Source organism: Shewanella sp. DW31 (assembly GCF_015767295.1).
GTDB classification, from domain to species: domain Bacteria; phylum Pseudomonadota; class Gammaproteobacteria; order Enterobacterales; family Shewanellaceae; genus Shewanella; species Shewanella oncorhynchi.
The window spans coordinates 190,987-216,309 of the sequence record NZ_JADWMP020000003.1 but is presented as its reverse complement, the minus strand read 5'-3'; the positions used below and the strand labels follow the sequence as shown (position 1 = coordinate 216,309).

Annotated in this window: 21 protein-coding genes; 5 read left to right on the top strand and 16 right to left on the bottom strand. The window is 42.8% G+C overall.

Annotated elements, in window-relative coordinates; all coding sequences use genetic code 11:
* The first annotated feature begins 203 nt into the window (after nt 1–203).
* Nucleotides 204–788: a nucleoside triphosphate pyrophosphatase gene (locus tag GWI56_RS04480; RefSeq protein WP_198572246.1), complete on the top strand. Its 585-nt coding sequence runs from the start codon at nt 204–206 to the stop codon at nt 786–788.
* A 172-nt stretch (nt 789–960) separates the two neighbouring features.
* On the opposite strand, the gene GWI56_RS04475 is transcribed toward GWI56_RS04480, so the two are convergent.
* Together GWI56_RS04475 and rluC are read right to left on the bottom strand one after the other, a co-directional pair.
* Nucleotides 961–1,680, bottom strand: a complete 720-nt coding sequence (locus GWI56_RS04475; protein WP_198572245.1) for an HAD-IA family hydrolase — start codon at nt 1,678–1,680, stop codon at nt 961–963.
* Between the two features lie 22 nt (nt 1,681–1,702).
* Nucleotides 1,703–2,662, bottom strand: coding sequence for a 23S rRNA pseudouridine(955/2504/2580) synthase RluC (gene rluC, locus GWI56_RS04470; RefSeq protein ID WP_049821723.1), 960 nt, complete (start codon nt 2,660–2,662; stop codon nt 1,703–1,705).
* A gap of 542 nt (nt 2,663–3,204) precedes the next feature.
* Here rluC and rne point away from each other — a divergent pair.
* Nucleotides 3,205–6,663 carry a ribonuclease E gene (rne, locus tag GWI56_RS04465; RefSeq protein ID WP_198572244.1) on the top strand — a complete coding sequence of 1,153 codons (3,459 nt, stop codon included), beginning with the start codon at nt 3,205–3,207 and terminating at the stop codon, nt 6,661–6,663.
* Between the two features lie 1,006 nt (nt 6,664–7,669).
* Here rne and GWI56_RS04460 read toward each other — a convergent pair.
* The 4 genes from GWI56_RS04460 to GWI56_RS04445 form a co-directional block, all read right to left on the bottom strand.
* On the bottom strand, nt 7,670–7,879 hold the full coding sequence (locus tag GWI56_RS04460) for a cold-shock protein (protein ID WP_011789734.1): 210 nt from the start codon (nt 7,877–7,879) through the stop codon (nt 7,670–7,672).
* Between the two features lie 307 nt (nt 7,880–8,186).
* The gene (gene rlmA, locus GWI56_RS04455) at nt 8,187–9,002 is read right to left on the bottom strand and encodes a 23S rRNA (guanine(745)-N(1))-methyltransferase (RefSeq protein ID WP_198572243.1); all 816 of its coding nucleotides are present in this window, start codon (nt 9,000–9,002) and stop codon (nt 8,187–8,189) included.
* A gap of 39 nt (nt 9,003–9,041) precedes the next feature.
* Nucleotides 9,042–9,914 (bottom strand): hypothetical protein, encoded by an 873-nt coding sequence (locus tag GWI56_RS04450; RefSeq protein ID WP_198572242.1) that lies wholly within the window; start codon nt 9,912–9,914, stop codon nt 9,042–9,044.
* Nucleotides 9,915–10,202: 288 nt separating this feature from the next.
* Entirely contained in the window at nt 10,203–10,610 is a 408-nt protein-coding gene (locus GWI56_RS04445; RefSeq protein ID WP_168823739.1) for a DUF1398 family protein, read from the bottom strand.
* 451 nt (nt 10,611–11,061) lie between these two features.
* On the opposite strand from GWI56_RS04445, the gene GWI56_RS04440 reads away from it, so the two are divergent.
* Entirely contained in the window at nt 11,062–11,985 is a 924-nt protein-coding gene (locus tag GWI56_RS04440) for a hypothetical protein (RefSeq protein ID WP_198572241.1), read from the top strand.
* Nucleotides 11,986–12,158: 173 nt separating this feature from the next.
* On the opposite strand, the gene GWI56_RS04435 is transcribed toward GWI56_RS04440, so the two are convergent.
* On the bottom strand, nt 12,159–14,405 hold the full coding sequence (locus GWI56_RS04435) for a TonB-dependent receptor (RefSeq protein WP_198572240.1): 2,247 nt from the start codon (nt 14,403–14,405) through the stop codon (nt 12,159–12,161).
* 232 nt (nt 14,406–14,637) lie between these two features.
* On the opposite strand from GWI56_RS04435, the gene GWI56_RS04430 reads away from it, so the two are divergent.
* Nucleotides 14,638–15,099 carry a Fur family transcriptional regulator gene (locus tag GWI56_RS04430; RefSeq protein WP_198572239.1) on the top strand — a complete coding sequence of 154 codons (462 nt, stop codon included), beginning with the start codon at nt 14,638–14,640 and terminating at the stop codon, nt 15,097–15,099.
* A gap of 335 nt (nt 15,100–15,434) precedes the next feature.
* Here the strand turns inward: GWI56_RS04430 and GWI56_RS21685 are convergent, their stop codons facing one another.
* From GWI56_RS21685 to catB, 6 genes are all read right to left on the bottom strand, one after another.
* Nucleotides 15,435–15,653: an Arm DNA-binding domain-containing protein gene (locus GWI56_RS21685; protein WP_242068348.1), complete on the bottom strand. Its 219-nt coding sequence runs from the start codon at nt 15,651–15,653 to the stop codon at nt 15,435–15,437.
* A 955-nt stretch (nt 15,654–16,608) separates the two neighbouring features.
* Nucleotides 16,609–17,349, bottom strand: coding sequence for a carbonic anhydrase (locus tag GWI56_RS04420; protein WP_168823733.1), 741 nt, complete (start codon nt 17,347–17,349; stop codon nt 16,609–16,611).
* A gap of 1,499 nt (nt 17,350–18,848) precedes the next feature.
* Nucleotides 18,849–19,301 carry a hypothetical protein gene (locus GWI56_RS04415; RefSeq protein WP_198572238.1) on the bottom strand — a complete coding sequence of 151 codons (453 nt, stop codon included), beginning with the start codon at nt 19,299–19,301 and terminating at the stop codon, nt 18,849–18,851.
* Between the two features lie 139 nt (nt 19,302–19,440).
* Nucleotides 19,441–20,217, bottom strand: a complete 777-nt coding sequence (locus GWI56_RS04410) for a hypothetical protein (protein ID WP_198572237.1) — start codon at nt 20,215–20,217, stop codon at nt 19,441–19,443.
* Between the two features lie 84 nt (nt 20,218–20,301).
* Nucleotides 20,302–20,766, bottom strand: a complete 465-nt coding sequence (locus GWI56_RS04405) for a DUF2846 domain-containing protein (protein WP_198572236.1) — start codon at nt 20,764–20,766, stop codon at nt 20,302–20,304.
* A gap of 109 nt (nt 20,767–20,875) precedes the next feature.
* Nucleotides 20,876–21,508 carry a type B chloramphenicol O-acetyltransferase gene (gene catB, locus GWI56_RS04400; RefSeq protein WP_198572235.1) on the bottom strand — a complete coding sequence of 211 codons (633 nt, stop codon included), beginning with the start codon at nt 21,506–21,508 and terminating at the stop codon, nt 20,876–20,878.
* An 836-nt stretch (nt 21,509–22,344) separates the two neighbouring features.
* On the opposite strand from catB, the gene GWI56_RS04390 reads away from it, so the two are divergent.
* Nucleotides 22,345–22,500, top strand: coding sequence for a hypothetical protein (locus tag GWI56_RS04390; protein ID WP_198572234.1), 156 nt, complete (start codon nt 22,345–22,347; stop codon nt 22,498–22,500).
* 166 nt (nt 22,501–22,666) lie between these two features.
* Here GWI56_RS04390 and GWI56_RS04385 read toward each other — a convergent pair whose 3' ends face one another.
* The 3 genes from GWI56_RS04385 to GWI56_RS04375 are packed head-to-tail and all read right to left on the bottom strand — an operon-like array spanning nt 22,667 to nt 25,320.
* Nucleotides 22,667–23,719: an alpha/beta hydrolase gene (locus GWI56_RS04385; protein WP_242068347.1), complete on the bottom strand. Its 1,053-nt coding sequence runs from the start codon at nt 23,717–23,719 to the stop codon at nt 22,667–22,669.
* 16 nt (nt 23,720–23,735) lie between these two features.
* Nucleotides 23,736–24,251, bottom strand: coding sequence for a cyclophilin-like fold protein (locus GWI56_RS04380; RefSeq protein WP_242068346.1), 516 nt, complete (start codon nt 24,249–24,251; stop codon nt 23,736–23,738).
* A gap of 19 nt (nt 24,252–24,270) precedes the next feature.
* Nucleotides 24,271–25,320 (bottom strand): NAD(P)-dependent alcohol dehydrogenase, encoded by a 1,050-nt coding sequence (locus tag GWI56_RS04375; protein WP_105252874.1) that lies wholly within the window; start codon nt 25,318–25,320, stop codon nt 24,271–24,273.
* Between the last annotated feature and the right edge of the window lie 3 nt (nt 25,321–25,323).

Here is a 25,323-nt window from a genome sequence, read left to right as displayed (position 1 = left end):
CCCAGTTTGCGACTTAAGCCTTTCCCCTGCCCCAACATTGAAATTGACGGAAGCGAAATAGTACCCAAGCATGGGGCCGCATACAAGCGCAAGCCGCCTAAAATAGTCGCATTCATTGAAAAGAAACCGTAAAAGACGAAACTCTTGCACTCTCTCGCATTGATTGGTCACAATATGAGTCACTCTTTTGCGGATATCTCATTATGCCAACCCCATTAATCTTAGCTTCGACGTCTGTATATCGACAATCTTTACTGCAAAAACTCGGGTTACCCTTCGAATGCTGCAATCCTAATATTGACGAAACGGCGTATCTCGAAGAATCGGCCCATGCTTTAGTGCTGCGATTAGCCAAAGCAAAAGCCGTCGCGGGAGCAGAACAATTCCCCGATGGTCTGATTATTGGTTCCGATCAAGTTGCCGTCATTGATGACAAGATTATCGGTAAACCCCATCATTTTAATAATGCCGTCGCGCAGCTCACTCAAGCCTCAGGCAAGGCAATCACCTTTTATACTGGTCTTGCACTCTATAATGCCAAAACTGGCGCTATGGCCGCTGAGGTTGAACCCTTTACGGTTCATTTTAGGCACCTTAGCCATGCGCAGATTGTGGCATACGTAGAAAAGGAAGAGCCCTACTACTGTGCAGGCAGTTTTAAGAGCGAAGGTTTAGGTATCGCGTTATTTACAGAGCTCGAAGGGCGCGATCCCAATACCTTAGTTGGCTTACCACTGATATTACTGACGGAAATGCTGTTAGCCCAAGGTGTAGACGTTCTTGCTTAAACGTTTACCAAGGCTTTGCTCTATTTGCTCAGTTTATTGAATCGATGACGCGCATCAAAAATACCGAGCTACTGAGTCGTTTCATCGACGAAAAGATGAGACGTAAATAAAAGTGATAAGGAAGTCTCATGCGCAGCGGCATGTATTGCCGCTTCAGTATTAAATAGCAGTGTTAGAGGTATTGCAGTAATTGCTTTGGTGAATCAATCAAGGCGATAGGTTTTGCCCGCAGCAACTTTTCAGCACTGTGAGCGCCATAGGTCACACCAACGCTATCAATCCCTGCATTGGCCGCCATGGTTAAATCCAGCAGAGAATCACCCACCATTAAGGCTCGGTTCGGGGCAATATTCAATTCTTTCAGCAAGCTTGAGATCATTTCAGGATGGGGTTTGCTGTGCACTTCATCAGCGCAGCGTGACGCAACAAAGTATCGACCTAAGCCTGTTTGCTCAAAGACGCGATCAAGTCCCGCACGGGCTTTACCAGTTGCGACGGCTAACTTATAGCCTTGGCTATGCAAGTCATCAATTAACGCTGGAGTTTGTACAAACAAGGGCGTTGGCGTGGTGTCTAAATGCAAATATTGCGCTTTAAACTCGGCGCGCATCTGCTGATATGGATCATCTTCGCCTTGGCTAAATGCATTTTTAGGATGCTGCTGATGCTGAGAATTGGCAGAAGAAGCGCTGAGATTGAGCCCGTGTGGAAATAGGACTCGCAGCGCTTCTGTCATAGAAAGACCAATAATATCGCGAATGTCACTTTCAGTTGGGATAGGTAACTGCAATGCCTTAGCCATATTTTCAATACAAGTGATAATTTTACCGATAGAATCCATCAGAGTGCCATCCCAATCGAAAATCACTAAATCGTATTGCTTTATCTTCATCCTTGAAACCTATCCCCGTCGATTACGCACGCTTTAACTTATCGAGTAATTGCGACAAATTTTCATCTAAAGGCGCTGAAACCCGCATCACTTCATCATTTTCTGGATGAATGAACATCAATTCAGCGGCATGTAAAAAGAGTCGAGTTAAGCCTAATGAACGCATACTATCGTCAAACCCTTGCTCGCTGTACTTATCATCACAGGCGATTGGATGACCCGCAAATTGACAATGCACCCGAATTTGATGAGTACGTCCAGTGACAGGGCTTGCCTTCACTAAAGTACAACCTTGGTAACGCTGCATAATTTTAAAGCGCGTTTCTGAAGGTTTACCCTCAGCATTAACACGCACAATGCGCTCACCGGATTTGAGGGTGATTTTCAATAAAGGCTGTTTAACGGCTTTATCTTGAGCAGACCATTCACCTTTAACTAAGGCCAAATAGTCTTTCTGCATCTTTTTATACCGAAGCTGATCATGCAGATGTTTAAGCGCGCTACGCTTTTTCGCCACCAACAACACACCCGAAGTATCTTTATCGAGACGATGTACTAGCTCTAAAAACTTTTGTTGAGGACGCAGTGAACGCAATGCTTCAATCACACCGTAATCGACTCCACTACCACCATGCACGGCAATGCCAGCAGGTTTATTCAGCACGATCAAATGATTGTCTTCATGCAAAATACGATCTTCGAGTTGCGAGACTTTACTTAAGTTCGCCGATGGTGCGGTACGGTTATCCGGCTCTGCCACGCGGACTGGCGGAATACGTACGATGTCGCCAATCTGCAACTTGTACTCGGGTTTGATGCGTTTCTTATTCACTCGAACCTCGCCCTTGCGGACAATGCGATAGATCATGCTTTTCGGCACGCCCTTCAGCTTGGTCATTAAGTAGTTATCAATACGCTGTTCGAAGTGATCTTCATCAATCGTGATCAACTGAACCTGTTGTGGGGTGGATTCTATATTCATGATGCGCCATCTAATTATAACGGTCGCCATTGTACAACAACTGAGAAGAATTGTGCCTTTCCATTGCTGAATTTTTTGATTATTGCTATATTTCACCAGCGATTAGGGATAAGCCGTGAATAAAGTGTTCACAACGCCCTGATCCCAAGCGGAAAATTTAACGGATAAAAAAAGATTTTCTTGATAGCAAATCATTGATTTGCAAATCGTATACAGAGTAAAAATACCACAAATGCGTTTTTTACGATTAAATCGAGAAAGTCACCTTACTTTAATAAGGTTTACCCTAGGTTTTCCTCCCCGATTTCGAAGGATATTTTAACTTGTCGTCAGACAAACCGATTCGACTTGGGCATTACCGGAACGAAACTAAAGAATTTATGGGGTTGGTTGATGTTTTACAACGAATTCCTTGTTTTTGTAATCATTAAAAAATAAGCCATAAATAGGATGCGACACGCAGCGACTGCGTCTAACAGTAATGCGCACCTCTTGCCTAGCCACCAGCCGTGAGGCTCAGTTGACCTACTGCTAGGCCCGTAATGCAGCGAAGCGCGATGTTTGATGACCTCTATTTAAAGAAGAATGACGTCATCATGAAACGTATGTTAATCAATGCAACTCAATCAGAAGAGTTGCGTGTTGCCCTTGTTGATGGGCAACAACTGTATGATCTAGACATTGAAAGCCCAGGTCATGAGCAAAAAAAATCAAACATTTACAAAGGTAAAATTACCCGCGTAGAACCGTCTTTAGAAGCCGCTTTCGTCGACTACGGTGCCGATCGTCACGGCTTTTTGCCACTGAAAGAAATCGCTAGAGAATATTTCCCGAAGGGATATTCGTTCCAAGGTCGGCCAAATATCAAAGAAGTGGTCAGTGAAGGACAGGAAGTTATTGTCCAAATTGACAAAGAAGAACGCGGCAATAAAGGTGCAGCCTTAACGACCTTCATCAGCCTTGCAGGCTCTTACTTAGTATTAATGCCAAACAACCCACGTGCTGGCGGGATTTCTCGTCGTATCGAAGGTGATGAGCGCACTGAGCTAAAAGAAGCGATGGCTGACTTAGAAGTGCCTGCTGGCATGGGTCTTATCGTGCGTACTGCGGGTGTAGGCAAAGAATCTGCCGAGTTAAAGTGGGACTTAAAAGTTCTACAACACCACTGGGCGGCGATCACCGAAGCTTCACAAGTTAAAGGCGCACCTTTCTTAATTCACCAAGAAAGCAATGTGATAGTTCGCGCTATTCGTGACTATTTACGCCGTGACGTGGGCGAAATCCTCATCGATCATCCACGTATTTTTGAAGAAGCGAAGCAACATATTGCCTTAGTTCGCCCTGATTTCGTTGAGCGCGTAAAACTGTACGAAGCTGAAGTGCCATTATTCACTCACTTCCAAATCGAATCACAAATTGAATCCGCCTTCCAACGCGAAGTGCGTCTGCCATCTGGCGGTTCAATTGTTATCGACCCAACTGAAGCCTTAACCTCAATCGATATCAACTCTGCCCGTGCCACTAAAGGCGGCGATATTGAAGAAACAGCACTTAACACTAACCTCGAAGCCGCCGATGAAATTGCCCGCCAATTGCGCCTCCGCGACTTAGGTGGCTTAGTGGTTATCGACTTTATTGATATGACGCCTGTGCGCCATCAGCGTGAAGTTGAAAACCGCTTACGTGATGCTGTGCACCATGATCGTGCTCGCGTGCAGTTAGGTCGCATTTCTCGTTTCGGTTTGATGGAAATGTCGCGTCAACGTCTGCGCCCCTCTTTAGAAGAATCTGCAGCGCATATCTGCCCTCGCTGTCATGGCCAAGGCACGATTCGCAGTACCGAGTCTTTAGCACTGTCAATTTTACGTTTGATGGAAGAAGAAGCCATCAAAGAAAACACCTCACAAATCGAAGCGATTGTGCCTGTGGATGTTGCAGCTTTCTTGTTAAACGAGAAACGCAAAGCCATTCGCATCACAGAACAGCGTCACGATGTCGAAGTGTATGTGATACCTGACGCACACATGATGACGCCTGATTACCGCGTGATCCGTCACCGTAGTGATGATGAAATCAGTGAATCAAGCTATAAGCGTATAGAGCATCCTGAAGCCAAATTGTATGAGCCACGCAAACTGGAACGTACTGCGGCGCCTATTCCGGCATTAAAAGGTTTTGCAGCGCCACAAAAAGTAGAACAAGCCCCATCACCAACGGTGAAAGTTGAAGCGCCACAACCAGGCTTCTTCAGCAAGCTTGTGAGTGCAATCAGTGCCATGTTTGCGCCAAGTGAAAAAGCTGAACCCGTAAAAGTTGTTGAAACTAAAGCAACTGATACCAGTGCGGCTAACGCAAATCGCCGTAACCGTCGTAATGACACTCGCCGCCCACGCAATGCCCAAGATGCCGACAAAGCAAAAGAAGGCACTCGTGAGCCGCGTAGCCGCAATCCAAAAAAGCCGACTGATGCAGTAGTCAGCACACAAGAACGTCCAGTACGCGAAAAAGAAGAAACGGCTAAACGTCCAGCTAAAGCTGAACCTAAGCCACGCGTACAAGCGCCAAAAGATGTTGTTGCCGACATTGAAGCAGATGATGCCCCTAAGCAAGAAGTCGCCCGCGAGCGTCGTCAGCGCCGTAACATGCGTCGTAAGGTGCGTATCGATAATGGCCATAATACGCCAGATAATGCGATCCCAATTGCACCTGAAGATGCCGCAGAAGTGTTAGCGGAAATTGCAGCCCTTAACGCCGCAGCGGCAAGTACTATCAGTGTTAATGCCAAAGCTGAAGTCATTGCCCAAACGCCAGTAGAAACTAAAGCGCCAAGAACACGTCGCCAGCCTCGTAAGGAAGCTGCACCTGCTCAAGAAGCGCAAGAAGCGCAAGAAGCGCAAGAAAATATTGTGCTAGAAGAGACAACTGTAATTGCTACTGTAGTAGAAACACCTGCTGTTGATGCTGTTAACGTAGCTGAAAACACCTTGGTTGACACAGCAGCTCATACTGTAGCAGCGGATGCTGTATCGCAAGATAGCGAAGTTGATGCAGACAACGAAAATGCGAATGCTGATGATCAATCAAAACGCGAGCAAAGAGATGGTCAACGTCGTAGCCGTCGTAGCCCTCGCCACCTTCGTGCAGCGGGTCAACGTCGTCGTCGCGACGAAGATGACCAAGGGACATCAACGCCAGCGCAATTCGTTCCTAATGACGAATTAGGTGCGGACCAAGAGTACCCAAGCGAAATCGTCAGTGTTCGAGTGGAAACTCCTGTTGTTGCAACTCAAACAACAGCGGTAACTGAACCGGCCGTTAAAACTGCTGACGTCGAAATAGCTGAAACCAGTTCAACTCCAGCTGTTGAAGCTCCTGCTGTTGTTAAAGTAGAAGCAAAAGTTGAGCCTCAGCCTCAAGCAAATGACGTTGCAGCAGTTGAAACTCAGCAAGTTGAAACTAAACCTGTTGTGACTAAAACCACTGAAACGAAAGCGGAAGAGCCAAAGGCTGCTGACGTAAAAGTTGACCTCGCGTCAATCGTTGAAACTCAGGTGACCAGCGTTACTGCTGAAGCCGTAGTCGTTGTAGTCCCATCAGTTGAAAGCTCAGTGACTAAATCAGTAGCAGTACCCAAAGCTGAAGCAGCTAAAACCGAAACACTTGTCGAGCCAAGTGTTGCACCGAGCGCTGAAGTAAAAGAAGCCGTGAAAGCAACAGCCTCTGCGCCAATGGCCAGACCGGCAGCTATCGCTAAGCCTCAAGCCACGATACAAACGGCTCCAACAACACCGCAAATCATGGATGCAGTTATTGTCAGCAAGCCGAAAGCCGCCAGCCGCTTTGGCTCTATGGTGTCTTCGGATATGACCAAGCCTGTCGTTGAGGTGAGAGAACAAGTGGCTGTCCCTAAAGGACGAGAGTATGAGAATACTGCGAACGAAGAGTCTACTGCCAAAATCAAACTCGCTAATGGTGCAGAGTCGGATATGGCACGTCCATAATCACTTAAGCTAAACCAGAAAAGCCATGCAATTGCATGGCTTTTTTATTTACACTGTAATACTCCACAATATTTAAATTTAGCTCAATCCATTTTTCGGCTTAATCGTAGTCTCCTTGAATAACATAACCCATTAAAAGATCCTCAGTATATAGTTATCAACTTTAAGTATTCTTGTGTTGTCACTAACGTCACATTAGAAGCAATAAACATGCTAACAAAATATTAGGCCAATACCGCCAGTAGAAAGGGCACTTAATCCATTTAGTGCTAACTGTAGACCTCTCCTTTATAAGTTAGGGAAACTAGTCGAGGGAAAACATTATTCCGCTATAAAGTAGCCGATAATTAAGTTGGGTTAGCAACCTAAAGCTTCCGTCGGAAATGCTTAAATGTACGAAATGTAAGGCATCTGAATAGCAATATTCGTTTTTTGGTCAGCTCCAAACTACATCATAAATAAGCTAGTGTTCTTTAATATCAAGCACTAAATGCTTTGCTAGTCTCAACTCTTTACTACAAGGCTTTCAGCCTTAGGTACGGCTTAGTATATGTAGGATGACTAAGTGCAAGAAATGTAAATGCACCAATCATATTCGGCAATATCTGAAGTCACTGATTTACAAAAAATGAATGATTAGACACATTCGCGTTCGACATTGAATATAAGATTACGCAAAAAAATAAACTCGATAAGAGCAAGCGTTAAGAGTTAACATATAATGGAATTGAATGTTACAGGGGTAAAAATAAGGAGAGTGTATCAAATGGTTTTATTGCAAATCTTGGAGATATCAGAATTGGATTCTAACAGAGAAAGATTAGAGGATTAACTTCAGATTTAAGCATTAAATTAATGCGACATGTTAAGTGGATCTCGTCGCTTATACTGGATTCAACAATCTAAATTAAATGAAATCTTATTTTCGCACAAATAAAAAGAGCCACGGAATTAACCATAGCCCTTTAATCCATTGCTATCAGCTCTAGGCTAACAGCACTGAAAATTAACCAATGATAGTTACGTTTTCAGCTTGTGGACCTTTTTGACCTTGAGTCACAGTGAAAGACACTTTTTGGCCTTCATCAAGAGTTTTGAAACCGTCAGAGTTAATCGCACGGAAGTGTACGAATACATCTGGACCAGATTCTTGCTCAATGAATCCGAAACCTTTGTCAGAGTTGAACCACTTAACAACACCAGTAACTTGAGACATAATATAAATCCTGTAAATAAAAAATTAAAGCCTTAACGGCGGGTGGAGCTGGAAAATGCCGGTATTACTTATGTTTACAGGACGAACTGGTCGTATTGAACACATAAATATAAGCCCAACCTTCAAGCTGATAAGACTATAAACCATTCTAAAGATAAGTCAACACACTGCGACACTTTGGATTATTTATTTTGCCTAAATCTACTTTACGGTTTTGCAACCGGCTAGCAGAACACTAGGTTCATGCTGTTTAGCAAGTACAGTTAAGCATTTTAAATAACTTATTTCAATAGCTTAATCTTATCACTTACTTTGAAATCCGATGCACTTCAATTTGGAAATCCAATTCACAGTTCAGTCCTTGCAACGCAAATGCTTGCTTTTGGGCATGAGTAAACTTCCAAGCATAGGGCGTCATTTCTAAAAAATGAGCAATATGTTCACTGTTTGCCAGCTCTAACTGGGAGATTAAGCGCTCCTGATGAAGACACTCAAATCCAGCAATATGCGCTGTGGAAACGGGATGTAATCTTGGCTCAGCATAAATTTGTTGTTTCAACGCAAAATGGTGTAAAGGTCCCGGAGAAACCGTTATCAGTAAGCCTCCATCAGCCATAATCCGTTGTAACTCTTCTACTTTTGAAGGGGCATAAATACGAATGGCAAGATCGACACTTTGGGATGCGATTGGCATTTCATAGGCACTTGCGACACAAAATTGCAAATTAGGGTAACGTTTAGCTGCATATTTAATTGCAGACTTAGAAATATCTATACCTTGTAAATTGCAATCATGGTGCTGGCTCAACACATGGAATAAACGTTGACTGTAGTAACCTTCCCCACAGCCTATATCGAGGATTTGTTTTGCTTCGGCACCAAACTCAAGCGCGAGCTCATTCACTCTATCACTCAAACCTTGATAGTAACCCGCGTTTAAAAATTCACGCCGAGCAAACATCATCTGTTTATTATCACCAGGATCTTTTGAGTTTTTCTTCTGTACAGGCAATAAGTTGACATAGCCTTCTTTGGCCATATCAAACTTATGTTGCAGTGAACAACCCCAAGTTCGCTCCGTTAACGTCAGTGGGGCGGCACACAGGGGACATAAATAATGCATAATGGACTCTTATCATTTAGCTAAATTTGGGTAAAAAGTTTATGTTTCGTCTTCCATCAATCGATCTACCATCAGGGTCAATTCCGGTGAAGCGAGTAATTCATAACACTCTAATTTTCTTAATAGCTTATCAGTGTTATCAACATCATTAGCAGCGCGGCTGTAGTTTGGTCGCTCAAACATATGGGTATAGGTTCTAAATAACCATTGTTGTTTCTGCAGTAGCAAGGGATCGATCCTTAATACTTCATCAGCAAGGCTGGCGTGACATTGACCAAGCTCCCCGCGCATAAACGCCTGCAATTCTAATCTAACCTGCTCGATTTCAGTCATGTAAATTGCAAGAGATTCAGATGATGCGGCATAGTCGTAGTGCCTTGCTAACAGTGCTTTAGCAACCATTAACGCTTTGGGCTCATGCAAAACCCGCAAATCCGCTTCTAAGGGTACTAACTCAAACTTTGAATTGGCTTGTAAGGCAAAAGTTAAGTAACTATTTGCACCTATTAAGTCATTATCTGCACCTACTATTAAGTCATTATCTGCATCTAAATGACGAGTCGTATCTAAGGTAAAAGATACACCTCGCCTCAATTCAGCCGCACAAAATTTCGCAGCAGTTCCCATCCGTGTATAAAGCCTAAAACCTTGCCCAAGGCTGCGGGTTATTGGTGTATTGAAAGCCTGAGGACTTTGCGGTAACGATTCGACCTTAAGACCCATAAACGGCTGGAAGCGGATGACTATATTTTGCTGAATTCCGGCTTCAGCGATGACGATAATCTCTAGTAAAGGGGCACTGATCGCCTGTGACACAATAAAATCACTAACATCGTCGGGTAGCCGTAATGTGAGTATTGATGTATTTTCAACATCAAGCACCATAGGTTCATTTAGAAATTGATGGTACATAAGACATTATTCTCCTATTTAACCGCAATTGTACCGTCCAATACCAATTAAAATCACCCCGTAAACCATTACCATCGCAAGATATGACTTAATCTTCATGATGCCGTAAATCGGCATTCGAGAAATAGTAGTGACATTGCGTGGTAGCATATTTATGCCTCCAGTGATCTATAACGTTAAGCACAGGAAGATGTAAGTGACGTATACAATGAACTTCACGTAACCATTCACCCAATGTAAAACTCACGATGCACCCTGCCCAGAAAGTGGCGAGCCTAGTCAGCATTGTTAGACATCGCTCGGCTTAGCGCCAGAAAACCATTCGGTATGCTGGTCACCTTGACGGCCAAAATAGGTTACACGTTTACCTCGCAAAAACACGAAATAACCTTGAACTCCTGCATTCATAGCGCGCTGGCAGAAAAGCCGAAAATTTTGCCCATGCTGCTGACTATCCAAGATGGCAGCTCTGAGTTCAATCACATTAAAATTTTCAGCAATTAATGGAAGTCCCTCAAATGATAAAGGTGATTGCACTGTAGAACCTACTGCGCTATAGAAAGTAAATGACTTCAAGGCATAGTCTACATAGTAATACTCGACACCTTCAGCAATAAGATTGCCGACAATTTGAGGAAATGGTATTAATCCAGACAAGGTTGCTTGTGCAGATTCTAAAATTTTATCCGAGTTCATTGATGTCCTCTCTGGGTCTTGAGTGGTCAATTTATATGTTTAACATCAGCAGTAGAGCCAAAGTGATAGCACAGTAAAAACGTGGAGCATGCGCCAGCGCTGGTTAAACGCTCAAAGCACGTACTCATAAATGATTAACGCAATAAACACGACCTTCAAACTACCCCAAAATCGTTGCCAGACTACAAACACGTTTATGCATATATAACGTAAAGCCATATTAAAAATACTATGGCCAAACAACATAAGGACTTTAAAATATTCTGCGAGCCACTCGCACCCAGTGCCAACACCGTTGGGCTGTCTAAATTGATTTACAACTCACATAAACCCAAACTAAAAAAATGTATCATTTACGCTTATCATCTGTTTCTTTATCCCGCAAGCCATCTAGGCTACTGCTAAAATAAGCACACCGAATCAATTTCAACCTCTAGCAATGAGTTTATTGATGGATAATTTACAGCGACTGGGCATTATTTTTTGTATTCTTTCCCTGTGGGTCTTGGCAAACATACCCGTCACTTATGCTAATGATCAATTCATTATCAATCAGTCAGAATCCAAGCTTGATCACAGATATCAGTATACTTATGACCTTTTACAATTAGTTATTGATGCAACCAAAGCCGATTTTGGTGAAGCATCACTGCAAGTCTTAGATCTAATAATGAGTCGAAATCGTATCTTCAGAGCATTACAAGAGGGTGAAACCATCAATGTTATTGCAGAAGCCTCTAACCTACAGTGGAATAAACAGCTTATTCCAATAAAAATTCCTATTAGAAAAGGCATTCAGGGATTTAGAATTTTTATTATTAAAAAGGAAAATGTACCTAGGTTAGCCCAAATCACCTCGCTAGCGCAGTTAACTGCTCTTGATACTGGTTCAGGTAGCCAATGGTCAACTAAAGTTGCCATGCAACAAGCAGGATTTAAGATTATAGAAAGCAATCAATATGACAGTTTATTTAATATGTTATCAAAAGGGCGGTTTATAACATTTGGCCGCGGAGTGAATGAAGTCTTTCAAGAGGTTGAGCAGTTTAATCAACAATATCCAGATCTCGTTGTTGATGAAAGCATCATGCTACATATTCCGCTAGCGACATATTATTATGTTTCACCTAACAAACCTCGCTTAGCTCAGCGAATACAAATTGGCCTCCAGAGAATTATCGATAATGGTCAATTTGACCAGTTATTTTATCAACGCCATTGCGATTTTTTGATAAAAAGTAAATTGAATCAACGATTAGTTTTTAAAATTGACAATCCTTTTATATCTGAATCAGAAATGACTTCCATTGTCGGTAAAGATTTCTTACTCAATCCAATGGATGACTTTTCCATATTATGTAAGAAATATCATTAAATAGGCTTCATCAGATAAACGCTTTGGGTCCGTCATGACTTAAAAACATCTCTCGGAAAATGGGATAAAAAACAGCAAGTCGCGGCTTGAATTGAAGGAGGTTAGATTTTTGACCTTGGGTATCAAGAAATCAAATGAAAACCTTCAAGGCCATTAGCCTTGAAGGAAACTTTTTAGAATTGCACTCTGACACCAATAGCCGCTGAGCGACCTGGCATAGGGGATAAATGCCTTAGGAAACTGTTATGTGGGCGCGCATCTACATCGGTAAGATTATCTAAGCTTAGGTAGAATTGAGTCGGCACTTTCGAAATGACTTGATCTAAAGTGATATTGGCTCCGAGCAAAGCATAAGATTCAGAGGGCCTCTCAAATCTGCTAACGTCACCTTGTGAATGATAGCGAACATAATCGATGGACACAGTAAGCGCATCATACTGCCAATTTAGTGCAGTGCCTGTTTTGGATTGTGGTGTTCGAGGCATTGAAGTGCCTTCTAACCTGCGGCGAAAGTATTCGTCCCGCTCACCTGCGAGAGGTGGGCGAGTACTAAAGATGTCGTAACTACCATCGTATTGATATCTAGGAGTATTTCTCACTCTGTCAGTAAATGCGCTGAGTTCAAAAACTCCCCACCTTTGCCACGGTAAGGTATAGATAGCTTGTACCTCTAACCCTTGATTGTTTGTATCTGCTTGGCGCCATTCACGAACATAAGTACCATTACGCTCAAGGCCTGTACTACCAAGATAAATAAAATCATTGAATTGATTTTGATACCAACTTGCCATTAGCTGTAAATCGGCGATTTTAGCGGTGGTATTTATTTCAAAGGAGTGATTAATTTCCTTTTTAAGATTTGAGCTGCCCTGTTCTTCAATTAACAGAGCATAGTGTGGGTTACTGGCGTAAAGCTCACTCATTTCAGGAGCACGCTCGGCATGAACGTAATTGACTCGTGTTGACCAATTTTGCAATATGTCCCATTGCAGTGATCCTGAGTAGCTTTGGAGATAAAAATTTCTATCTTTAACATTCGCTCCTGAGCCTCGACCTACCTTGTAACCCTCTGCGTTTACTTGGTGCTTAATCGCATCATAACGACCTCCTAATTCAAAAGTAACCGGACCAAAGTGCAGGGTTTGTAGCGTATAGGCTGCATAGTTTTGACTATCGACATCAGGCATGTAATTGTCATAGCCCTCCCCTTTATAGGCTTTAGTGTCGTACTGTAATCCTAAGACACCATCGAAGTTTGATGTCCAACTATGATAGAGCTTAGGGCTAATGACCCAAGAGGTAAGTTCGAATTGGTTAACAGATACCTCAGCCATATGCTCATCATCGACTTGATTCGAATAGGCGCCATCGAGGCTAAATGAGTTTATCCAATTGTCATCCCAGTTTTCGACATACTTCATATCTACGCGATCACCACGGGAGAAAATTCGAATATTACCCCGTTGATCAAAATCCACTGGTGCGCTGCTGCCACGACGCATAAATCCCGGAATACCGCGATGAGTGTCCGTATAACCATAAGCCAAACCCAAAAGACGTTGTTGGCCAGTGTAGCTTCCGCCTGCCGAGAATGATGATGTGTGGTGGCTGCTGTTAAGCACAGTGCCATTACTGTCTATTGAGTAGTCGGTGATAATTTGTTGTTCTAAAGGTGTAGCATCTTCATAGCGTTTTAATTGATTGTTCATCTGCCACACAGGTTGCGCATATTTGATTTGGCATAGATCGGCAAACTGTGCAGCACCTACGACTTTTGACCACGTTTTACAATCGCTGTCTTTAGAATATCCAGGGATATCGTAGTCACCACGGTCTTTGTTGATCATATTCAGCGCAAAGTTAAAAGATTCATTTCCTGCAGTAAGTTTTGCCAGTGCGGTACTTGTACTATTGAAGCCAGCTTTCACTTCAGCGCGACTGTTAAACCCATTGATTGGGCTTAATGGAATACGACTATCTTGGAGATCAACAATGCCTGCCATCGCTTGCCCACCATAGGCAATCACAGCTGTAGGACCTTTAATGACCAAGATACTGTCAGCAAGAAAGGGCTCGATGGGGATGTATTGATCCTCACTCACCGACGACATATCCTCAACTTGAGTTCCATTGAGCAACATTTTAACCCTGTTTCCACCAAATCCACGGATTTGTGGCCTACCCGATGAGCTACCAAAAAAACCACTGTCTACCCCCGGTAATTGGCTTAAAGTTTCTCCTAAGGTATCGGCTTTACGATTATTAAGTTCATCGCCGCTGAGTTCGATTTTACTGGCTTGTATTCTTTGACTTAGTGGTTTTTCTAAAGCATGCCCAGTGACATTGATACGTTCAATAGGTTCTGCTGAAACAGCTAAAGTGCCAACACCTAATAACAGAAGGTATTTGTGGGAATTCATTTTGTGGGTCGTCTCCATATGATTACTGCCGAAACAAATGATATGTTATAACGTATCACCACGTACCAATCGGGTTCAATATAAATGAAAGTAAATTAAGTTACTGATTGTAAATGGCAATCAGAACAACACTCGGTATGGTGACTGATGATTACTAACAAAGATTGTCATTAGAAGGGGTGGATCAGGTAAACTGTGCAAGTATGAGCATTTCAAAAAATTTGGCAGTTCTATGACAGGAAAAAATCTTGATTTACTGCGTGAAGTAGTGAAAAAGTGTGAAGAAAAAGGCATCAATCTTACCAGTAAGCGCAAAAAAGTACTTATCGTATTACAGGATCATGATGTTCCTTTGTCTGCCTATGAAATTGCCGATGTGTTAAAACAAAGTTTAGGCGAGAGTTTACCCATAATGTCTATCTATCGCATGTTGGATTTCTTAGTACAGGAACAATTAGTGCATAAGTTATTAACGGTGAATAAGTATATTGCCTGCCATCATGTATGCGATCATCACATTCACAATCAATTTTTAATTTGTAATACTTGTCAAAAAGTCACGGAGATAGCATTGCCCACTGCTCTTGTTGAACAGTTACAGTTGAATGTTAGCCAAGCAGAATTTACCTTATCGAGCCCACAGCTTGAATTAGCGGGTTGGTGTCATGAATGTCAGCAGCAACATAATAGTTAAGTTATGTACATTAACTAATTTGGAACGCTATTTATCATGGTTACTGAACTTATCCCATACTCACAGTAACGCTATAAATCCCCCAGCCTCCGACATTCTGGTCGATAATGTCCGTCTAAAATCGTGGATATGCCAGTCTTGGTTTCATATCGCGGACCAGCTCATTAATAGAAGCAACATTACCCGGTCGCTTGCCGTGGGAAAGCGCCATGGCGAGTGATATAAGTTCCACTGTTCTTATAATATCTCGAGTAAAGCGGAACTGATCGGCCTTCGAATGTGTTAAGCGGTTTCCAAAACGCATAGGGATCTATAATATTTACCCATGAATTTAGTCACACAGGGACCAGCTTACGTGCGTCAGCAAGTCCTAAATCCGGGTAGAGACCAAAGGTTAAGCACCCTGATGGATTATCAATCCTAAATCGATACTGCCATGTTATAGTCCCTGCAGGGGTAATACGAACGCTTAAGCCGTCGCGGTCTGCAAGCTCTGGTTTCTCTAAATATGGATTACCGTTTATTGCACGTAACCAATTGTCAGATAAAGACATTTTAATTACCCTGTGTACATGTGATTTTAGCTAATCTGACGCAGAACCCAATATATACAGATTATGTACTCATATCGAAGAGCTGCATACTAAATTGATGTGAATAACAACGAATCCAATTAAAGCAATTTAACTACTGATAACATGAAGTTACATGCTTTAGAGAACGAAAATAAATGAAGATGAAAGACGATAAAGTAGGGTCGATTTTTTGGCACGACTACGGAAACATGTAATATTAACCATTGATTTATAATAAATATATGTACAAACTTCGTTTAAGAACCTTCCAATATCACAGCTGCTAAACAACAAAATCACTTCTAAATTCGATACTATTTTTAATTGCAAAAAAATGTTGTCTAATTATGTTTATCTATTAAAAAGTGGTGTGCATGACAAGTGCTTAAGAACTTCCGGCTCCATACTTATGATTACTTTAGCAGAGTGTTCTAATTCTAAATTAAGCTCAGACCAACCATCAGTGCTCATAAACTCTGCCAGTAGATAACAAATCCTAGGTGTAACGGCTCACAATCGAAATTCCTTGTGCTCGCAATTAGCGCAATCTTCGGCTCAGATTAAGTGACAATAAAATCTTACTGAGCTCACATTAAGTGATAGACAGATGACGGTCAGCTTTATTGGTAGTGCTTAATTTCAATGCAGTGTTCAGTTTACAATAGTGTTCTGTCGCGCAGAGTTTGCGTCAGCAAGGCGAGCTCCTGATCTTTGCTTCAAACCCGAGCATAACCGTAAAAGACCATTGTTATTAAAAATGTCTCGTTAGGCTTTAGATGAGGAAAACATAACATCCAAATGAGACAGAAAAACCGTCTCATTTGGATGTATGCTTTAGGTATACTCAAAACATACATTAGCATCAGAGATAAAATTTAATAATCTCTTAGTAGAGTGCGAGGCAGACTTTTAGGGCTAGGGACTTATGTTGCCGTTATACCTCGAAAAACTCAATCTTACCGCCAGTAAGGTGATACATACTACCAACGATTTTAATTTTATTCTGGTCTTCCAGCTGTTTCAGTACCGGGCTGTTTTTGCGGATATTCTCGATAGTCAGTTCAACATTTTTCCTTGCCACAGCATCGACAAAATCGTAATTACTCCCTTTACGCTCTCCGGTGTACTCGGTTTTTTCAATAGCAGGTTTAATTTCATTCAGCAGGCCCGTCAGGTTGCCTAGTTCTGCATTATCAATAGCGCCACGTATCGCACCACAGCGGGTATGCCCCATAACCAGCACCAATTTCGCACCAGCAAGAGCACAGGCGAATTCCATACTGCCCAATATATCGCGATTACTGATATTACCCGCAACACGGGAATTGAACGTTTCGCCGATCCCCGCATCCAGCACAATTTCCGCTGGCGCACGTGAGTCAATGCAGCTAAGGATCACTGCAGCAGGATACTGACCCGTAATACTGTTGCGTTTCTGCGCCAAATAATCATGTTTCGCCGTGCGATTCTCCCGGAAGCGCAGATTGCCCTGCTTAAAATGTTCAATCACAGCCTCAGGTGTCATGCCATCACGTTCTTCTTTACTGAGGGATGCCGCAAAAGAGATAGAGGGCACAGATAAGGCCGCCAGCCCAGTTACCGAAAGGGCCGAGACAGCAAGTGTTTGTTTCAGGATTGTCCGGCGTGAGGGTTGAGCCGGTTGGTTATTTTTCATAATGTTCTGCAGTCCAGTTTGTTGAGTTAACAAAGGTTGTTGTGATAGTACTGTTAAACAAATCACAGCTTCAACCTAATGATAGTGAAGGCCCAGTCAATGCGATTAAATACGGGCGGCAGGGTTACAGGTATGGCGTTTTTTATTTGCAGTTATTGTGAGCCAGAAGCAATGGATAGCTAGCCCGTGGGATTTCGATTGCGAGCCTCCACACTTAGGTTCTTCCACTGATGCCTGTAACATTCCTGATAAACAAAATATTCCAAAATTTGTATGAATACGATTATCGAAAATTTCTTCATATGCTGCCTATAATTTCGTAGATCAACTACTACCTCAAGTCTAACAAAGCTAAGAAAAAGGGCGCATAAAGCAAAGATCAAAGGATCACAAAATCGATCTGTCGAAGTTGGTATATCCGAGCACACCTATTTTTTGAACTCCTTAGAAAATACGAATAATAAGCAATAAAATCAATCTCATAAATAGCGTTCAAAATTATGAACGCCCCCTACAAGCCTGCAAATAAAACAGCAACCAAGCCCTCTAAAATCCTCATATGTAGTGAAGCACTGCGTGTCACCGAACCCGCAATCAACCGCGCCAGAAGGTCCATTGATGATAATGATTCGCATCTACATAGAGTTGATAGTGATTCTCATCACCATAAGGTGTCGCGTTCGGCTTCAATCAAACCGTGAGCATCGGCGAGACACAAAATCCGACCATCTGAAAATCTAAATTCATCACAATTGCACATGATCATCGCTCCATCCCTATACATGCAGGATAACTAATATAGGTAAAGAGAACGAGCCTGGCACTCGGCTAAAGTAAGCCTAGGCCTAGACAGCTACTATTCACCTAAAACAGTCTAAAACCTTGGCTTTTACCCTCTTCACCCTATCGCCAAAAATTAACACAAAAGCAACAAATGCACGCTATTGCATCCTCCACTAGGGTTGATGCAATGACTCATCTGTAGCCTTACTGCTGCATGGGCTAGAGTGCTCCCAACTTTTTGAGGCTATCTAGGGATTATCTAGGCACATCGAAAAACGGTTGAACCATATTGGTGCAACACACTGAACAACACCCATTGAATAGAAACATATAAATAACAATTCAGATTAAGGCAGCATGAGCCTAAAAACGCGTTCAATCACCCAGAAACAGTGTGCAGATCATCCCAGTTCACCTGCTTTCGATGACTAAAAACGGGGAGCGGATAACGCCTTCGCAGGATGAGGCCGCGACCGAAACAGTGAGCCGAATAGAAGGATCCATTTAGGCGCCATCAATTCACCCAGAACTGCCAAAAAACTCACCTTTTGCCCTACCCTTTACACCCTTCAAGCATTAACACAAAAGCAACAAAAGCGCGCCATTGCATACTCCTTTAGGGTTGCTGCTGCATGGATTTGAGTGCTCCCAACTTTTTAAGGAGATCTAGGGATTATCTAGACCGCATGAACGAAGCTTCGAACCAAACTGAAGTATTAGGGTTGCTCGGTGCATTTTTCTGTAGTGAGCCATACCATTGCGCCGTAAATTGGTTGCCCTGTTGTCTTTGTTTGAATATGAAACTTTTCAAAACTCGTTGAGGTAATACGCTCGCATCTTGAGCCATCTGTTAACGCAGAATTTAGACTTTTAACCATTGAGGTTGCTAGTATCGCTTCCTTAAATGCATCTCGCAGAGCTATGATTTTTGGATTATGCATATTCCCAGCAGAGGCTAATGCCTCGGCTTGTAAGCGTGGATATTTCGCCTCTAAATATTTGTGCAGCTCAGCCTGTATCTTCTCGTCTTTTTCTGTTGGAAAAAACCTAAAATGCTCGATCCAGACACCTTTAGGTATTGAGTTTATAGCAAGTGGTAAAGAATACTCACCTGAAGGTTTTTTTGTAAGTACTGCCCATTCATCTTTTTGAATGTAGACATCCCACATTGTGTCACTCCCCAAACATAAGGCTGGGTAAAGCATGCTCAATAATAGAAAAAGTACTTTCATAGTTCTGACACCTAACGTCCAAATAATGGGCTAAAACATGTGGGCTAAACTTGATCGGAGCGAAAGCCCATATGTTTTATTCCTTATAAATTTGCTTGTTAAGTAGATTTTCATCAAGCTGGATTTCCAAGTTATTCATAAGCTCATCAGTAAGCTTTTGATGTTCATCTTTACTTACATAATTAGTTTGACCTTGGATATTAGCAGTCAATTGGTTTGTAATTTCTCCATAGACTTTAATTAGTCTGGCTTTTAATAAAGCTATATTTTCGCTCGTCATTGAGTTTTTAAGAGCAAATGGCTTGCTTTTGCTCATTGGTCCATAATTGCCTTCCCAAATTGCATTTCCGGACTCAGATTTTAATGTGGCTTTGAGCTGAGGAACAAAAATCAGACCTTTTTCATTGGAAAATATAATGCACCATGGCTCAAGTGTTATTACTTGATTTTTTATATTAGAGTTTAAGTGAATTGACTTTATTTCTGATATTAACTCAGAGTGTGAATTTAACGAATCCAATAGAATTTTAGCCAAATCAAAATTTTCTTTTAGCTCAGTTTCCAAGCGCCCTTCTAAGTTTTTTTCATTTAATAAATCAGATGCTAATACGCCTAAAATGCCTAAATATAGACCAATATCATCAGAAGACTCAGACCAATTAGCGACTACAAAACCTGTATCTTCAATTCTTCTATCGCCTAGAGCTAAGCTAAGATCACTCCATTTGATATTCAAAACATCTAGTTTTATTTCTTTGGCGGACTCAATGGGAATGGCTCCGCCTTTTGGGGTAGATTGGCAACCCATAGTGAAGAGGGATAAGGTAATTATGATGAAATACTTGAGGTACACTCTGAGTTATCCTTGTCTACCTAACGCCGCAAGCGGCGAGCGTAAGCGAGTCCAGCACCTAAGGTGCGATGCTGACTTGCCTTGTTAGTTATTTTTCGTTTCACGCAACTCTTGCGTTGCAGTTTCTGGATTAACCAATCCAAGCGAGTAATTACCAGAAATACTGGCTACCCCCCCAAGATAAGCTGAGTTAGCAAGCTCTGCAGTTAAGCGAACAAAATAAGTGTTATTGGCTTGAGCATCGAAAGAGATTTGCAATGGTCCTGCACGCCAGTTGGACATAATACCGCCCTCTTTAACTGCGATTATCGTATTGCCTGGATTAAGGTCCAATATATGAAAGCCGCCATTACTGATTTCAAAACCATCTACCCCATTTATCTGTACCATAGGAGCAGCGGCGCCATCCAGCATGGCCCAAGGACGATAAAAATACACTTTAGCTTTATTTACCTCAGGCGCTTCCGTTTGAGTAAATTTGGGGCCTGTAGCACTACAACCAGTAAGAGACGCAATCATAACTAACAAAAAAATAAATTTCTTAAACATCTACAAAGCTCCATCTCTACGAAAACTAACACCCGGCCTTGGGGCGGACTTGTAGTCGCGAAGCGGCGGAAAGCCTTCCCAGCACCGAAGGGGTGACAACGGCCGTTCTTTAGGCACTTGAACGTTGCCAAATACGGTAAAGGCCTTCGATGTCAGACGAACACAAAAAAGGCATTGCTTCTTTAATTTGCTCCAACGGCCAATCCCACCACTGCATCTCCAGTAACATTGAAATTTGATGTTCTGAGAACCGCTTTCTTATCGCTTTTGCCGGGTTTCCGCCAACAATCGCGTAAGGCTCTACATCTTTGGTCACCAAAGCCCGGCTACCAATCACTGCTCCATGACCGACCTTTACTCCGGGCATAATCATTGCCTCCGAACCGATCCACACGTCGTTTCCTATAACGGTATCACCTGCACTTAGGAAAGCATCAGCTGATTCCGAAAATGCAGGCTCTTCATTCATGTAGAAGAAAGGGAATGATGTAACCCAATCATGCCGGTGCCCTTGATTGCCAGCCATGATAAAGGATGAGCCTGTTCCTATGGAGCAAAAGCTTCCAATAATTAATTTATCAACGTCATCGCGATCTGGCAGGAGGTAGCGGGCGCATTCATCAAATGAATGTCCATGGTAATAGCCTGAATAGTAGCTATAACGACCTACCTTGATATTCGGGTTCTTAATCTGTTCAGTGAGAGGTTTACCCTTAAACGGACTCTCAAAATAATTTTTCATATAATTTTATACCAAAATTTCAGAGCGACATTGCGGCCTAACGCTGATGGCAACCAGCGTAGGAGCGCAGCGGAGGGCACCAAAAGCGCCACGCTTTTGGCGGCTGGTTGACCGACTAGTTATGTGCCGGTGACACACTTAAGCTCCTTAACGACCATTTTATGCTGGGAGTCAGATGCTGATAAATTCGCAGCGTCTTGAAACATCGCCCTCTCTAGAAACCAATCATCTGCTATCGACACTACCGTGGATAGCTCTTCGACAGGTAGGCGAACTCGAACATGACACTTATTTTCTGTAGGAGACTTATCTTCGCCAAGGGCTAGAAAGTAAACTACGAGGTTTACGTAGCAGTCCCCCTTGCTCCATTTCGATCTCTGGACGTTGAGCGCAGCGATGCTCTCGCCTTGATCCTTTCTCCAGGTCACACTTGACTTCTTAGACCCCCGTTCTTGATTCAGTAAATCACTCTATCTTTGCAAAATTTAAGCGAGCATTGATCAAAGAGCAACAACGCGAAAGTACCATGCTTGCGAAGAAAGAGGTATATAAAGGCAGAAAACAGGCTCTCAGAATAGAACAAATAACTGAACTTAAGCAAAGGCTGTTGCAGATGAAAATAAGAAGGCTTTAGCAACTGAGAATTAGATTAGCCAGCAGACATTATATTCTTATCTCAAAGGATCTTAAAATTCAGATCACGTATAGAAATTGTCTTAAGGTTAATTTCGAGGGGATGGGCGCAAAAACCTACAAAGTTTGAATCTCTTCATTGCGAGCTGTTAAAATAAGAGAGCAGTGAGTTAGCACCGTATTGTTCAGGAATACAAATAATCATGACAATAGATAAAATCTCACTTATCAACTTAATACTGATGGCAACACTTGTTTCCCCAACAACAAATGCAGACTCTATAGATATCAAAGCGTTACAGCTTAAGGCCAATCACAGCGACACTCAAACCAGACTTGAACTTGCCGAACATTTCTAAAACGGAAATGACGTTGAACAAAATCTGGAAAAAGCATTAACTATATTGCTTAACAACTTTGAATATGTAGGGTTCTTGAATTACTACGAGTAAATTCATGCAGTTATAACTAGATTGCCAAACTCATTATGCCACTACACTATATATTTCATGATTTAGAATCCATTCATAAGTTTTTTCTAAAAAACTCAATCAACTTATCCCATGGAATAAATGCAGTTCTATCATACAAATCAACATGGCCTGCATCTTTAACATAGTAAAGCTCCTTTGGCTCGCCCGCTAATTGATAGGCTTCTTCACTAAACTCCTTTGAATGAGCCTTATCGCCAGTAATAAACAACATGGGCCGTGGTGAGATGGTTTCAATATCGTTAAACGGGTAGAAGTTCATAAATTTTATGTTACTGGTCAGTGTTGGGTGAGTTGTTAACTGTGGTGAGGAGCTTGCTGGCGTATATTCGCCCCGAGGCGTACGATAAAAATCGTAAAACTCGCGCTGGATTGGATGGGTATCTTTATCTAACTGATGCACTGTTCCGCTAGTATATTGAATTTCACCGCCACTAAACTCAACGTCACGCTGTTTCGCAGCAGCTGCAATAAGCTTTTTACGTTGTTCAACGGTTTGAGAGTGGTTTAGGGCATGACGGTTTACAGCCCCCATGTTGTACATACTCACTGTCGCAATAGCTTTCATGCGCGGGTCAATCTTGGCCGCACTAATCACAAAACTGCCACTACCACAGATACCCAGCACGCCGATGCGAGCACCATCGACCAAGGTTTGAGTGCCCAGATAATCGACCGCAGCACTAAAATCCTCGGAGTAGATATCGGGCGAAACCGCATTACGGGGTTGACCTTCGCTTTCGCCCCAAAATGACAAGTCTAGAGATAGGGTAATAAACCCTTGTTCTGCCATTTTTGTGGCATATAAATTAGCACTTTGCTCTTTTACCGCGCCCATTGGATGACCGACAACAATAGCTGGATGAGTCAGTTTTTTATCGAGGTTTTTGGGGATAAACAGATTGCCCACAACAGCCATGTTATATTGATTTTTAAATGTAACCCGTTGCATAGCCACGCTATTGCTTTGGTAGAAATTATCAGCTCCGTTAGACATATCCTGCGCTAATGTAGGAAGACTTAACGTTGATAACAGGCCTAGTATTATTATTGCCTTAGTGATTTTATTTAATTTTTTCATATACATTACAGATTTCCTATTCTCAATAATCGCCATTTGTAGCTCGCTCAATTCGCACTTTGATATCACTATCGCCCATAAGGACTTCAACTCCCCCGTCAATCTGACCAATGCGGATCAGTCCTCGCGAATAACCAAAGTCATGATAGAAAAAGGCAAGGTTTCCCCAAGGCGCAAAATACGCAATGTCGCCCACTTTTGGGGCATAACCTTCTGGCGCTTCTTTATGGGAAAGCTTTGCGGGTAAATCAGAAATTTTCTCGGTGCCGTTGTAATCAGCAAGCTCGAGAGCCAAAGGCAGTAGCTTCACAAAATCCCGAGCCGCCTGCGTGTTTTCAAGCGTTGCGGTTAATACTGTGTCTTCGATGATGATGCGTATCTTTATTGCACTCTTTTTTGCACTGCGCATAGCCATAGACTCACTGTGTTGACTGAATGAAACTGAACTCGCAGCGGATGCGATTACAATGCTGGACATAAACAGGAATACAACCATAAACATCCGCACGACCAGAACGCTTAACCATCGAATACCCATAATTCACACTCAGGTTCAGCTAGCGCGTTAACGTCGCGTTGTCGATAACAAACCGATACTTCACATCACCCTTCAGCATGCGCTCATAGGCGGTGTTAATCTCATCGGCGCGGATCAGTTCTATATCCGCCACTATGTTATGCTCAGCACAAAAATCGAGCATCTCTTGGGTTTCACGGATCCCACCTATCATTGAGCCCGCAAGGCTGCGGCGTTTCATAATCAGATTAAACACATTGGGCGAAGGATGATTTGTTGCAGGCGCGCCAACTAAGGTCATAGTACCGTCGCGCTTTAATAGGCTTAAAAAAGCGTCCAGATCATGGGGAGCCGCAACGGTGTTCACAATCAAATCTAAACTCTGCAAATGCTTAGCCATTTCATCGACATTTTTGGAAACAACTACTTCGTCAGCGCCCAAGGCTTTGGCTGCATCACGTTTAGATTCTGAAGTGGTGAATGCCACAACATGAGCCCCCATTGCATTGGCGAGCTTAATCCCCATGTGGCCAAGGCCACCAATGCCGACAATACCGACTTTTTTACCCGGTCCTGCATGCCAATGACGAAGCGGTGAATAAGTTGTGATACCCGCACACAGAAGCGGTGCCACTGCCGCTAATTGCGCTTGTGGATGACTGATACGCAGCACATAACGTTCATCAACCACGATTTGTTCCGCGTAGCCACCGAGCGTATGTCCAGGCGCGTCATGAGTTGGGCCGTTATAAGTGCCCACCATGTGATCGCAGTAATTCTCTTGATCATCAATACACTCATGGCAGTGCTTACAGCTATCAACGATGCAACCCACGCCAACCAAGTCTCCCACGTTAAATTTGGAGACATGCCCGCCCACGGCGGTCACTCGGCCAACAATCTCGTGACCGGGGACACAGGGATATAAGGTCCCCGCCCATTCCGAACGTACCTGATGCACATCCGAGTGGCACACCCCGCAGTAGTCGATGCTGATCTGCACATCATCCTCGCCGGGTGGGCGTCGCGTAATAGTCATAGGTTCCAGCGGTAAATGACTGGCATTTGCACCAAAAGCATTAATCTTCATAGT

What these genes read in the sequence shown, in the direction of transcription:
- rne (WP_198572244.1), top strand. Translation starts at nt 3,205, where the DNA reads ATGCAGCGAAGCGCGATGTTTGATGACCTCTATTTAAAGAAGAATGAC.
- GWI56_RS04475 (WP_198572245.1), bottom strand. Translation starts at nt 1,680, where the DNA reads ATGAAGATAAAGCAATACGATTTAGTGATTTTCGATTGGGATGGCACT.
- GWI56_RS04460 (WP_011789734.1), bottom strand. Translation starts at nt 7,879, where the DNA reads ATGTCTCAAGTTACTGGTGTTGTTAAGTGGTTCAACTCTGACAAAGGT.
- catB (WP_198572235.1), bottom strand. Translation starts at nt 21,508, where the DNA reads ATGAAAAATTATTTTGAGAGTCCGTTTAAGGGTAAACCTCTCACTGAA.
- GWI56_RS04390 (WP_198572234.1), top strand. Translation starts at nt 22,345, where the DNA reads ATGACAATAGATAAAATCTCACTTATCAACTTAATACTGATGGCAACA.
- GWI56_RS04420 (WP_168823733.1), bottom strand. Translation starts at nt 17,349, where the DNA reads ATGAAAAATAACCAACCGGCTCAACCCTCACGCCGGACAATCCTGAAA.
- GWI56_RS04405 (WP_198572236.1), bottom strand. Translation starts at nt 20,766, where the DNA reads ATGTTTAAGAAATTTATTTTTTTGTTAGTTATGATTGCGTCTCTTACT.
- GWI56_RS04445 (WP_168823739.1), bottom strand. Translation starts at nt 10,610, where the DNA reads ATGAACTCGGATAAAATTTTAGAATCTGCACAAGCAACCTTGTCTGGA.
- GWI56_RS04415 (WP_198572238.1), bottom strand. Translation starts at nt 19,301, where the DNA reads ATGTGGGATGTCTACATTCAAAAAGATGAATGGGCAGTACTTACAAAA.
- GWI56_RS04375 (WP_105252874.1), bottom strand. Translation starts at nt 25,320, where the DNA reads ATGAAGATTAATGCTTTTGGTGCAAATGCCAGTCATTTACCGCTGGAA.
- rluC (WP_049821723.1), bottom strand. Translation starts at nt 2,662, where the DNA reads ATGAATATAGAATCCACCCCACAACAGGTTCAGTTGATCACGATTGAT.
- GWI56_RS04430 (WP_198572239.1), top strand. Translation starts at nt 14,638, where the DNA reads ATGACAGGAAAAAATCTTGATTTACTGCGTGAAGTAGTGAAAAAGTGT.
- GWI56_RS04440 (WP_198572241.1), top strand. Translation starts at nt 11,062, where the DNA reads ATGGATAATTTACAGCGACTGGGCATTATTTTTTGTATTCTTTCCCTG.
- GWI56_RS04435 (WP_198572240.1), bottom strand. Translation starts at nt 14,405, where the DNA reads ATGAATTCCCACAAATACCTTCTGTTATTAGGTGTTGGCACTTTAGCT.
- GWI56_RS21685 (WP_242068348.1), bottom strand. Translation starts at nt 15,653, where the DNA reads ATGTCTTTATCTGACAATTGGTTACGTGCAATAAACGGTAATCCATAT.
- GWI56_RS04385 (WP_242068347.1), bottom strand. Translation starts at nt 23,719, where the DNA reads ATGTATATGAAAAAATTAAATAAAATCACTAAGGCAATAATAATACTA.
- rlmA (WP_198572243.1), bottom strand. Translation starts at nt 9,002, where the DNA reads ATGCATTATTTATGTCCCCTGTGTGCCGCCCCACTGACGTTAACGGAG.
- GWI56_RS04450 (WP_198572242.1), bottom strand. Translation starts at nt 9,914, where the DNA reads ATGTACCATCAATTTCTAAATGAACCTATGGTGCTTGATGTTGAAAAT.
- GWI56_RS04480 (WP_198572246.1), top strand. Translation starts at nt 204, where the DNA reads ATGCCAACCCCATTAATCTTAGCTTCGACGTCTGTATATCGACAATCT.
- GWI56_RS04380 (WP_242068346.1), bottom strand. Translation starts at nt 24,251, where the DNA reads ATGGGTATTCGATGGTTAAGCGTTCTGGTCGTGCGGATGTTTATGGTT.